Here is a 12261-nt window from a genome sequence, read left to right on the forward strand (position 1 = left end):
ATTTATTTACTCATGCGTTTGCCGTGCCTGCCGAAATGCTTCCAACTTACTTTTCCTATGTGGTCAGGTATCTGACATGCCCTTTTTCTTAACCGGATAATCGTCTTATAAAAACAGCTCGGAGATATCCCATGTTCATGACACCATGCAGCATCAGTCAAGCCACTCTGTCGACATTCCGTTACCAGTTTCCTCATCTACGCCAAAATAATAGTAACCTTCAAAATCTTTCAGATCATATCCTCCTTGAATCTGTGCAGAATCTCCTGTTGCAGCTACAGGTGGTTCTGCTACACTATATAAATCTTTTAATGTTCTTACACATTCGTCCATTTTACGTGAAAGCACTATTGGATGAGCATAATCATTTTTTGTCCGCTCATATAAATAACCTGCCTCTTCCGATGATTGATCTAGCAAATCAAAACTTCCCTGACTATTTATTTCAGATGCAGTCGGAAAATACAATTGATATGTCCTTGTTTTTTGAGAACGCCTTTCACCATTAACAACATAATTTATCTCTATTTCAAACGTATAAATTCCTGAATTTTCAGTGCTAAATGTAATATCAAAAAAATCCGTCTCATTCCCATTAATACTCACATGACTCAACACTGGCTCAAACACATAATTCTCATCAATATCATCTAAAGTATAATCCCCACAATAGTCCATTTTTTTATACCTTTTGTCTGTATCCAGCTTCGTGTGATACACATGGTCTGAAAGTTCTCCATCGCCTCCCGCATTTACGCTTCTTGCAAACATAAAGAGATTTTTTTCATATTTATAATTTAAAATATTCATCTTAATACTTTCAATTGAAACACTCTGGTTTATTTCGTTTGTAATCATAAATTCCATATATGCGGTCGGGTTTTCTTCATTCTTTCCAATCTCATAAACCTTAGGATAAAGGACTTTTTCCTCTTCTTCGTATGCATATACTACTGTATAGAACATATCACTTTCAGTAATTTTTAAAGCTGGTGGATAAATAGAATATTTAAGCCACTCTATAAAAATCGTTGCCAATACCACACTATTTAAAATTATAATTATAGCATAAATATAATGTTCCAACTTATTCCTTCTTATGTAAGCATTGAATTTTCCACCATCTACCCCTTTTTTCCAAACAACTCTCAGAATGCCACTAACTATCCATACAATTCCCAAGAACACAATTTTCTTCCGATACTCCGGATATATCATTATTGTCTCTTTATTGAAAATGACCCCTAAAATTGCTATTATACCCCCAAATGTACTTATTATATTTACCCACTTCTCTGCTTTTTCGTTCTTCATAGATATCCTTCCTCTACTTCCTAAAACTCTTGCTTCTGAAACGTTCTCATTAAATTTATTTATAGATTAGCATATTTTTACAATCATTTCAACATTTTATGGAATTTCTATTATTTTTATCTTTATTATCTTTTTAAGAAATTTCTGTTATTGAAAATTTCGTATATATTTTTCTATTTTTTGAATTTGTCAATTTGTTTTCTTCTTTTTTAATGTTATCATTTCATTTTTTCAAATAGTTATGTTATTATATAGTCAATATTTCATCGAAAAGGAGCATCCATATGAACACCCAAGCATTAAAACCTGAAGTATATGATCAGCTTGTTATCAAACGAATCCTTTCTATAATGGAACAAAAACAAATAAAGCAATCAGACCTGGCGAATCTCAGCAATATAGGGCAGTCCTCTCTTTCTAAATTGTTAAAGGGCGAAATGAAATTAACGTTGCAGCATATTTTCAAAATATGTACAGCATTAAAAATAGCTCCGGAGGATCTTATAGCTATTAATAAAGATCTCTCTTCCGATTTATCTTCTTTCGATTTTGAACCGTACACAGAAAATGGTATTATAAATGAACAGTTTCTCAATGAACAGATTTTTATTCGGGATAAGAATCATCCTGCGTTTAACGGATACAAAGATAAATCCTTCTATATGTATCTGTATTCTACTATTTCTTCTGAATCTTTTTTATTGACCGGCACACTTTCCTTTGATACAAAGACCTCTTCTTTTTGCAAGGCAAAAATGACATTGGACACCGGAAAGACTGATTCTAATAATAAACCTATTAAAAAATGTTATTCAGGAGAACTTATTATTTCTCTGACTATGGGATCCTGTTACTGTCTTCTTACTAATACCGATATCGGGGAAATCTGTTTTCTGAATTTTAAGCATATGTTTCTTTTTAATCAGTCTTTGGAATGTCGCATGGGAACAATATCTTCTACTTCCAGCGGTGGAAATCGCCTACCTGTCGTACAACGAATCTTAATCTCTCAAAAACCGCTTAATATAATGGGAGATGATACTTCTGACTTAGAATTTGTAAAAGGACAGCTCCGTTTAAACAGTTCCAAAATACTGATTTCTAAAACCGAGCTTGATAACTTGCAGAAACGATATGAGAACAACCAACCTATTTCTGAGTTTCTGGAGAACTTTAAAAGTCTCACTGTTCCTGAAGAATATTATCTACTCGAAGAATCCAACCTGAAAAATATCTCCTTAACCTCAGATATCAAAACCAAAGGAATTGGTATTCTTCGAGATTCCTCTGTTTCTCCAAAATACAGTAAAGTTAGTAGTAAAACTAACGAATTCACTTTTGAATATATATGTGGAAAAAGAAATGTGTAAAGAAATACGAGACGACCAAGGTCGTCTCGTAAAAGTCTATCCATAAGGGGAACCTCATAATTGATAGTTAACTGAAAAGCTTGCATTGTTTTTATGGTGATTTACTACATGAGCATGTGTACTTTCACGCCGTCCCGTCTTCCATCAATGGATTATTTTGAAAGTTTCAGATTTCTGACACTCAGTGTCCACTTATTTCCAGTAACACAGTCTTTATTAAAAAGCATCGTAAAACACAGTTCTGACACGCTTTCCCACACTGAACTGTCTCTCATTTTTTTAGAAAGCGGTATGCTGAAATGACTTTCCATTGTACTGACATACAGCGGTTCATCTATGATTTTATATCCCTCACTGTTTTTTACCTCTAATTGTACTGTATGGAGATTTTCTGTACCTGCAGCGTCAAACTCCAGATGATAGCCGGATTCCCGAAACTCTCTCCAGTTCTCACAGGGCACATATTTAAAGAAAGCCATAGCAAATCCCTCTTGATTCAGTTCTTTTTCATCATCAACTTCCACCTTTGCATCAAAACCATTCTGATATGTATTTATCTTTATAATATTCTGGGCTTCCTTATTTACACACGATTTGATATCGCAAAATTCTGTATAGTCTCCAAGCAGATCAAAGGTTTTTCCTTTCTCGATAAAATCAGAAAATCGTGTCAATAATGTTTTCCCATTATCACCTGCACCTTTTGTAATTAATTCTATGTTTCTCAGAAATTCATTCCGTTTTCGCTCCCATATTATCGGTGGCATACTGCGCAGTCCAAATTCTTCTACAAGAATATCTTTTAATTCTTCCAGTCGATAATTTAATGTATCTTTATCTGTATCATCAAGTTTTATACCTATCCGAGTCTTATCTATACAACCCGTAATATCATCAAAAGAGAACCCCGGCAACAAAATTCCTGTCCATTCCTGTTTCAGCGCCCAGGCTGCACCCATCTCATTCAGCGAAGCTGCACTCGCATAATAATTTTCAGAAAGAATATATATAACACGAAGTTTATTCTGCTGAAATTCATTTATCAGCCAGTCATACACCTTATTATCTAATGGAACACAATATGGCGGCATTGATGAACAGACAATTTCATCTTTTCTGAGTCCCAACACTTCCAATAAATTTACAATTTCTCTTACATACTCTGCATCTTTACTGGAGTGTGAAATAAATATCTTATGCATACCTGTTTTCATTAATATTCCTTCTTTCTCTGTACTTTTAATTTTACCATCCACCACGCCAACTAGCAAGCCGTAGAATCTTTAACAAGTCATCCGTTTCCTATAAATCCATTGTTTCTGCAAACACTTCATTATACAAAAAAATATTCTCCGGAACACCTACCCATTGATAAAAAAATGACTCCGGAAAATAATTTTCTTGATTAAGAACATCGTCAAATTTCCCATCCAGACCTTCTTCATGAAGCATTTCTTTTACAATCAAAATAGTATCTGCATACATTGTTGAACCGTGTAGTCTTCCAACACTTCTTTCCATCGTAAAATCTATCATTCGTCTCTTGCCTTTACTGTTTATCCCCCAAATCCATTCAGAAAATTTTTTAGATGTCTCCGCCATTTCATGAATAGCATTAGTTGCAACCACACCTGACCACGCTTCTGACAAAGTTTTATACTGCTCGCTTCCTTTTTGTGCTTCAGCTATATATGTATAAAGACGGCTAATCAACACCGTATTTCTCTTTGCATCTATCGGAATAAAAGTTCCTAATACCGCTTCTGCCCCTGCACGAATAAACATATCTGCAACATTCACCGTTCCGCTTCCTCTCGGACTAACATGACATGCACTTAAAACCACAACTGGTGGAACCGTATAATCATTCCCGTCAGCCATCCAAAATTCATTTCCTACCATCAGTCCTGCCATGTTACTCCTTTGATCATAATAACCATGCCCTGATATATGCAAAATATCTGCATCCATGTTGTCAGCAATAAACTTTTTCAAATCAGATATTGTCAATGTTTCACCGTATGAAACTTGCAATTTCTTATTTTCTTTGATCAATCCTTTCAACACATTGACAATGGCATCAGAGCAAGCTCTAATTCCCTGATTCTGTTCATCATTTAGTACACATTCAGCAAATGCAATTTTGCATTGAGCGCCATAAAACAATTGTTTATGCTTAACCATCTCATTTTGGAAGCACCTTGTCAGTGGACTTAACGGTCTATAAGAGATCTCCTTATAGCATTGCAGCGATGTATTAGCGTTTCCTATTATTGCTAATCCAATTGGAAAATCCGAAAACACAGTAATATGTTTCGACCAATTTATTACCCACAATTGCGCCTTCGTAAACTTCCTTTCAAGCATCTTTCCAATGTCTCGCAGGATCTTATGCACATACTTATTATTTGTTCCTTGTATACAATTAATCTCTAATTCATTAAGCTTTTCAAATAATTCTTTTTCTACCATTGGCAATTCAATCAACAAGGCTTTTTTGGCAATTGCCCGATGTACACCTAATAATCTGATGACCTTTTTTTCATCGTTTGGCACTTCTGATGCCAAACCACCATAAGTTATCTGTCTTCTCGGAACACCTGGCATTGTAATAACAACATTTACTCTTGTTGTCTTTTCTGCATTTTCCATACCCTCTACATACATTTTTTTAAATTCTGTCCCATCTGTTCCCACAAAATCTTTACAGGACATCAATGCATTGTGATGTACTAGCTGATTCCACATCAATTTTGCACATGTTTCAAATACATTCGTGGAATTAAAAACATCGTTATACACAGAATCTGCTTTTCCATACTGCCTAGCTGTATATAGCGCAGGTAATACTAATTGCTTTTCTCCATCTAACAAAAACTGCTTATTAATGTCTTCCAGCTTTTCTCCGTCTCTTAAAACTCTATTCTCGAAAAGAGTATTCCATTGACTAATAAGCAATCTTTGCGACAATTCTAATACCGATACAGCCCCCAATTCAGACTTACACTTTTTCACCTCATTTTTTATCTTTTCTGAACAATCATCAGAATATATAATTAGTGTAGGTTGAAATAAATCAAGCCTTGAAAATATTAATCTTTCTGGTCCAATCACTATATCATGAGAAACATCATATTCCTTATCCAATATCTCCGTATCTGTATCATATGTGTCAAGTTCTGTTCGTGGCATGTGAAGACAGTACTCTATCGCTGGTAATATAGAGAGTAATTCTTCATCAAACAGATGCAGTCTGCCTTTATTAATTGATCTCAGTTCGGACAAATTAGGTACTTTAATAATAGGTTCTACATCTTCCATTTCCTCTTTTTTAAACAAAATTACATATCTATAATATTTGGGAATATTGTACTTCATCTAGCATCCGCCTCTCTATATTCCAGTGGAATCAATCCACTACTATCGATTTCAAAGTATTCAAAACACGCAATGTAAATCTCAAAATTGAAATCGTAAGTGTACTTGACATTTTTGATTTTAAATTATACCTTATTTTTCATCTTACTCCTCCATCCCTCCTAATACAACATAATTTCTAACATTCACTCGACATTTATCGACATATATTCCCATGTCAATCCAGTCATCTTATAATCAGGACCACCCGTCCAACGGGTGGTTTGCTTTAGAGCGTGTCTGAAAAATAAAAGTTGCACACCCTGGGAAATGCCATGTTTTTCATGATTTTTACGGGATTGACAGCTCCGCTGTCTTATGCTTACAGGATGATCTTTGGATGGTGTTCCTCAAATGCACCCCTGGGATTTAAGGAAAGCCCGTCACACAGCCAGTGGATCTCTTTCAGAGTCACCTGACGGAGTTCGTCCGGAGTATCCGGCCAGTGGAAGGCATTACGGTCGAGCCGTTTCATCAGGATCCAGAATCCGGATCCGTCCCATTGAAGGATTTTTATAGAAGTACGCCGACGGTTGCAGAACGCAAACATGCAGCGTGAGTATGGGTCGAGGTGAAATTTTAATTTGATGATAGCCGCCAGACCATTTTTTGCTATTAAATAAACAACGGCTTAACCCAGAAATCTGCTGTTAAGCCGCATCAATTATCATAGAAGATCTGAATTTACAGAAAAAAATTCACACCGTCTATATTCCTTTCATTCGCTGCCAGTAATCCTTTCTCTTTTTTCACAATTTCGTAAACGTCAAACCACTCGCCTAGCCGGATCAGCGCATTTATGAGATACTCTAAAAAGTACGAAAAAACTAACTAGTTTTTTAGAGGAGGACTAAAGTATGGACCAATCAACTCATGATGTAAGACGCACCAACTGGCTGAACATTATAGAACAATGTCAGCAAAGGCCGGAAAATATGACCGTGAAGCAATGGCTTGCCGATAATGGTATCAAAGAAAAATCTTATTATTACTGGCTCCGAAAATTCCGCAAAGAAGCGTATGAGCAAATGCAGATGCCACCAGCCACTTCATCTCCGGAAATCACGTTTGCTGAGATCTCTGTTCCGTTAAGCAGGCAGGAAGAACCGATACACTCCTTTCAGGAACAACCTCCGGCTGCCATCATCAAAAATGGTGCTTTATCCATTGCGATATCTAACGATATTTCGGAAGCCCTGCTTGACAGGATCTTCCAGGTGATCCGTCATGCTTAACGATGCAGCAGGAATCCGCAGGGTTGTACTCGCCTGCGGATATGTTGATCTGAGGAAAGGCATTGACGGACTGTCCATGATCATCGGTGACAGATACCATCAGAATCCTTTTGAAAAAGGAACTCTTTTTCTTTTCTGCGGAAGAAGATCCGACCGGATCAAAGGTCTGCTTTGGATGGGAGATGGATTCCTGCTTCTGTACAAACGCTTAGAAGACGGATCCCTGACCTGGCCCAGGACAGAACAGGAAGCTGCAGAACTTACAGAGGAACAGTTCCAGTATCTGATGCTCGGACTGAACCCACTGGATCCAAAGATCAAAGAGGTCCATCCGAAAAGAGCACTCTGACTTTTGTGCAAAACAGAGATTTTTTCAGCGTTTTCATCAGGTCAAAAATCAGTCGTTGTAACATAGGTTTTCACTCTTTCCAGACGCACTCAGTGCATCTGAGAATGATTGAAAATAAATTTTTTGAACCTTGAAAATACTATATTTTCTTATGTTTATGGACGTTATACGGCTTTTTGGCACATAGGCATAATGACGAAAACGTCATTCTTGGAAATTCGCCATTTTCCGTTGTTTCTGTTATAATGGATACAGTGAAAAGGAGCGGGACAATGGATCATAAACATACACTTACTGAACTGAATAACTGCAGCCGCGAGGAACTGATTACCATGGTTCTTTCCATGCAGGGACAGCTGGATATGCTGAACCAGAACATAGAAAAACTGATCGAACAGGTACGCCTCGCCAACAGCTATCGTTTTGGCAAACATACGGAAACTTTAAAATCGATCGACGGACAGCTTTCCTTTTTTGATGAAGCAGAAGCCGCATATGATGCATCAGTTCCAGAACCTTCTGCAGATGAGATCCTGCCCACCAAACGGAGTCAGAAGAAAAAAGGAAAACGGGATCTGGACCTGAAAGATTTCCCGGTAGAGATCCTTCCACCGTATCATGTTTCCAAAGAAGAACTGGATGCCTTCTATGGCGATGGCAACTGGCGTCAGATTCCAAGTGAGATCTATAAGAGGCTTCGCTACGAGCCGGCATCATGGACCGTTGAGGTTCATACGGTCGAAGTATATGTTGGGACTGACGGTGACCATCAGGACGAATTCATCCGCGGAGAAAGGCCAAAGGATCTGCTCCGGAACAGCATTGTGACCCCGTCCCTGCTGGCAGCTATCCTGAACGTAAAGTATGTAAACTCATCCGCACTTCACCGGATCGAGCAGGAATTCGAGCGCAATGGTGTAAAGATATCCCGGCAGACCATGTCCAACTGGATCATCAAATGTGCTGACAGATACTTTGCACCTTTTGTTGAGCGGATGAAATCAGAACTGCTGTCGCTGCATGTCACACAGTCTGATGAAACGCCGACGCAGGTGATCGCAGACAGCGATCATCCCAACAGCAAGTGTTACATGTGGGTGCACCGTTCCGGTGAACTGTATAAGGAGCGCCCCATCGTGATCTATGAATACCAGAAAGGGCGCGACCACCACAAACCTCTGGATTTTTACCGGGACTATAAAGGGATCCTTGTAACAGACAGCCTCCAGCAGTACCACGTACTTGAAAGGAAACTCCCAGAGGTAACAAACGCGAACTGCTGGGCACATGCAAGGCGCGATTTTGCAGATGCAGTAAAAGCAGCCGATAAAAAAGACCCACAGGCGGTCAAACAGTCGGTTGCATATCAGGCACTGCAAAAGATCGCAGGATTCTATAATATCGATACGGAGCTAAAAGGGCTCTCGTCGGAAGAACGTCTTCAAAAGCGGCAGGAGGTGATCCGGCCGATGGTTGAGGAATTCTTTGCGTGGGTAAAACAACAGGTTGCGGAATGTGCTGTACCGCCGAAATCAAAAACGGCCCAGGGACTGAACTTCCTGATCAACCAGGAAAAATATCTTAAAGTTTTCCTGGAAGACGGCGATGTTCCCATTGACAACTCGGCTTCGGAACGGGCGATCCGGACCTTCTGCATCGGAAAGAAAAACTGGATGTTCCACAACACCGCAAACGGGGCGAATGCCAGTGCACTGGTGTACAGCATTTCAGAAACTGCGAAGCTGAACAACCTGCGGCCGTATTACTACTTTAAGTATATCCTCACAGAGCTGCCGAAACGCTGCGATAAACAAGGAAATATAGATCCTGCGGAATTAGATGATCTGATGCCTTGGTCATCAGAACTTCCAGACGAATGCAGGAAACCACGCCGCTCATAAAAAAGCGGCGTTTCATTTAATGTCAGGCGCATGGTTTGACGTTTACACAATTTCACTATACTACTTCGCTTATTATACGAAAGAATCCATCAAATTACAACCTCATATAATCACAAAAAGAGCAGGACATCGACTGCCCTGCTCCTCGTATGCGCCTTATTTATGCTCTTTTTCTTCCTGCAGCTACAACTGTCATTCCAGCAAGTCCGATTGCTGCAAACATTGCAACCATCATCATGGTATTGCCTTCACCTGTTTTTGGAGAAACAGTGGATGTGTTGCTTCCGGTAGTTGTTCCTGCATTTGCTTTGTCGATTGCTGCGGCTGTCTGATTATCAACCACAAAAGCAACCGGTGAAAGGGAATTAAATGTTGCTGTAATAGTACCTTCTCCTACAGAAGATTCCAGAACTTCCCATTTACTTGCTGTAGTATCATAATGCAGAACTTCAACTTTAGAAGAAGAAGTTACACCAAGGACATCAAAAGTAATGGTAATCGGGAATTTTACATCTGCATCTCCATACAGATAAACATCTTTTAAATCTACCACGGACATTCCATCCTGATATTTGTCGCCAAGAACTTCTTTCAGTTTATCAAGAGTTTTGATAGCTTCTACTTCTTTTTTCTGCTCATCTGTCAGGTTATCAAATCTTGATTCAATTGGATCAATTTTAATTTCACCAATTGTATTACCATCTGCATCAACCGCTTTGTTGATACCCGTTACCACACCACTGGCAACTACACTTGGCTGTGCAAATGCTGTAACTGTCATAGCTACAGTCAAAACTGCACTACATAATACTGCTAAAATTTTTTTCATCTCGCATACCTCCTCATTCGTTGCGCATAAACTCTATATGTTGCTATTATATCACTATTTTATTTCTTTGTAAAACATTTTAAGCACTAATTTTTGTAACGCATCTTCGTCCACATGAAATTCTTCATTTTTTTCTCCTGGCACAACCTTTCCCGGCACATATTCAGTCTCATCGGGCAAATATGTATACGATGCCATTGCTTTGATCTGTTCTACCGATAAATCCGTCACAAGATACGGTTCCATCGTCTGATACAGAGACTCATAGCTGATCTGACTTGCTGTTTCCATTTCTTTCAGTTGAGAAAACAGTGCCGAGACAAACTGTACCTGCCGTTCCATACGTCCATTGTTGCTGCCTTCCACATTTGTATCTCTGCTTCGAACATATTTTTCTGCCTGAGATCCTGACAAGGTAATTTCCGCTCCCTGCTCAAAAGCAGGGTCAATATTCGTATAATCTTCCGGAACTGTAAGCGTCACACCTCCAAGTGCATCATTAAACGTACCAATTCCCTCAATGCTCATAGAAAAAAAACCTTCAATCGGCAATCCGTAAAGCAATTCTTTTACTGTTTTTTTCATTGCCCAGCAACTGTTTTCACCACCAGTTCCATACGCATACTGTGTTGCCAACTGCGCATTGATCGACGTATAATAGTTGCCTGAACTGTCATAAATATCAATACCAGTCATTGAATCCCGGGAAATCTGAAGAACTTTGCATGTCTTATCTGATTGATTCAAAGACAAAATCATAATGCAATCTGCCTGCCCCGCTGTTCCGGGAATATCGCCGGTAAGCACCTGTGCCTCCTTATCAACTCCCATAAACAGAATATTGGTGAGGTTCTTATTATACTGATAAGTTTTCCCCTCGTAAATCACATTATCACCAGTGGTCTGTACCTGCTCTGTTTCTGTACTGACTGCTTTTTCTGTCTGATCTTTATATTTCCATGTCAACCATCCAGCACCCACACCAATTACAAGACTCAAAGTTACACAGACAACTGCCTTGCCCGATATTTTTTTCTTATGTTTTTCTCTTCTATTGCTCATCTGTCAATACTGCTTCTACGATAAATCTCTGCTCTGTATTACTGTTACAGGTAGATAATGTCAGAAGTCTGTCCCCTTCATCTATATTTGTATCAATATATATATTTGACAAATTTCTGGAGTCTTTTAAGCTCTGCAAAAACTCTTCCTTTCCAGATATTTTCGAATAATCAAAACAATTCAAAATATGTCTGTTATCATAAACTACAGCTGCAAAAACTTTATAGGTCAGAATATGTTCTGGTGTATAAATGATTACTTTCTGATGTTCTGTCATATAATCTTCGTCTGAAAATTTATGAAGCCCTGCAAACATGGAACCATTCTTCATATTATGTCCATATAAAACTGTATTAGGATCTGAAAAATCCTTTCGATTCTGGCTTTCACTGTATATAGAACCAGGAAGTCCTTTCTTTTTTTCTACCGTATGATTAAGGTAATAGGTATCGTCTGATTCACTTTGTAAAACCGGATAATCAATCTCTGTATCCGGAATCGTAATCCATGCATAAATATCCGGATTCTCTTTCTGGAGTTTTTCAAAATCCACCGGAATATCCGGTTTTACAGTTTCTTCCTGTGCAATATCTTCTGTTTCCGTCATCTGTACTTTTTCTTCTTCTGTTTCTACAGGGTCTTTTTCTGTTTCCATATCCTGATACACTTTTTCCCGTTCTCTCTGCGAATGGATATATAAACCTCCATAAGTAAGCGCACCGACAAAAAGTATCGCAAACAGACAAAACAGCACTTTACGTCCTGTACTCATAGAACTTCACCC

The 12261-nt window shown here is 38.5% G+C and carries 12 protein-coding genes; 4 read left to right on the forward strand and 8 right to left on the reverse strand.

From position 1 onward, the window contains the following. Positions 1-2: 2 nt before the first annotated feature. Positions 3-197 (reverse strand): IS66 family insertion sequence element accessory protein TnpA, encoded by a 195-nt coding sequence (gene tnpA, locus ETP43_RS18770; protein WP_129257813.1) that lies wholly within the window; start codon positions 195-197, stop codon positions 3-5. Next, the gene (locus tag ETP43_RS08975; protein ID WP_129257814.1) at positions 154-1314 is read right to left on the reverse strand and encodes a hypothetical protein; all 1161 of its coding nucleotides are present in this window, start codon (positions 1312-1314) and stop codon (positions 154-156) included. Before ETP43_RS08975 ends, tnpA begins: the two co-directional genes overlap by 44 nt. A gap of 284 nt (positions 1315-1598) precedes the next feature. Between ETP43_RS08975 and ETP43_RS08980 the strand changes: the two genes are divergently transcribed. Further along, positions 1599-2684 (forward strand): helix-turn-helix domain-containing protein, encoded by a 1086-nt coding sequence (locus ETP43_RS08980; RefSeq protein ID WP_129257815.1) that lies wholly within the window; start codon positions 1599-1601, stop codon positions 2682-2684. A gap of 152 nt (positions 2685-2836) precedes the next feature. On the opposite strand, the gene ETP43_RS08985 is transcribed toward ETP43_RS08980, so the two are convergent. From ETP43_RS08985 to tnpB (ETP43_RS08995), 3 genes are all read right to left on the reverse strand, one after another. Beyond that, entirely contained in the window at positions 2837-3955 is a 1119-nt protein-coding gene (locus tag ETP43_RS08985; protein ID WP_129257816.1) for a toll/interleukin-1 receptor domain-containing protein, read from the reverse strand. 31 nt (positions 3956-3986) lie between these two features. After that, complete coding sequence (locus ETP43_RS08990; protein WP_129257817.1) at positions 3987-6062, reverse strand: CHAT domain-containing protein; 2076 nt, start codon at positions 6060-6062, stop codon at positions 3987-3989. A gap of 361 nt (positions 6063-6423) precedes the next feature. Next, positions 6424-6717, reverse strand: coding sequence for an IS66 family insertion sequence element accessory protein TnpB (gene tnpB, locus ETP43_RS08995; protein WP_164979767.1), 294 nt, complete (start codon positions 6715-6717; stop codon positions 6424-6426). 241 nt (positions 6718-6958) lie between these two features. On the opposite strand from tnpB (ETP43_RS08995), the gene ETP43_RS09000 reads away from it, so the two are divergent. The 3 genes from ETP43_RS09000 (at position 6959) to tnpC (ending at position 9586) form a co-directional block, all read left to right on the forward strand. After that, complete coding sequence (locus ETP43_RS09000) at positions 6959-7336, forward strand: hypothetical protein (protein ID WP_118710427.1); 378 nt, start codon at positions 6959-6961, stop codon at positions 7334-7336. Then, complete coding sequence (gene tnpB, locus ETP43_RS09005; RefSeq protein ID WP_117526118.1) at positions 7329-7685, forward strand: IS66 family insertion sequence element accessory protein TnpB; 357 nt, start codon at positions 7329-7331, stop codon at positions 7683-7685. Before ETP43_RS09000 ends, tnpB (ETP43_RS09005) begins: the two co-directional genes overlap by 8 nt. 272 nt (positions 7686-7957) lie before the next feature. Next, positions 7958-9586 (forward strand): IS66 family transposase, encoded by a 1629-nt coding sequence (tnpC, locus tag ETP43_RS09010; RefSeq protein WP_129257819.1) that lies wholly within the window; start codon positions 7958-7960, stop codon positions 9584-9586. 160 nt (positions 9587-9746) lie between these two features. Here tnpC and ETP43_RS09015 read toward each other — a convergent pair whose 3' ends face one another. The 3 genes from ETP43_RS09015 to srtB are packed head-to-tail and all read right to left on the reverse strand — an operon-like array spanning position 9747 to position 12249. Continuing rightward, positions 9747-10415 (reverse strand): hypothetical protein, encoded by a 669-nt coding sequence (locus tag ETP43_RS09015; RefSeq protein ID WP_129257820.1) that lies wholly within the window; start codon positions 10413-10415, stop codon positions 9747-9749. A gap of 54 nt (positions 10416-10469) precedes the next feature. Further along, the gene (locus ETP43_RS09020; protein WP_129257821.1) at positions 10470-11477 is read right to left on the reverse strand and encodes an LCP family protein; all 1008 of its coding nucleotides are present in this window, start codon (positions 11475-11477) and stop codon (positions 10470-10472) included. Further along, positions 11467-12249: a class B sortase gene (gene srtB, locus ETP43_RS09025; RefSeq protein WP_129257822.1), complete on the reverse strand. Its 783-nt coding sequence runs from the start codon at positions 12247-12249 to the stop codon at positions 11467-11469. The genes ETP43_RS09020 and srtB overlap by 11 nt, the downstream gene beginning before the upstream one ends. Positions 12250-12261 lie beyond the last annotated feature (12 nt).

Origin of the sequence: Blautia faecicola, from assembly GCF_004123145.1 — a bacterium.
Classification (GTDB): domain Bacteria; phylum Bacillota; class Clostridia; order Lachnospirales; family Lachnospiraceae; genus Oliverpabstia; species Oliverpabstia faecicola.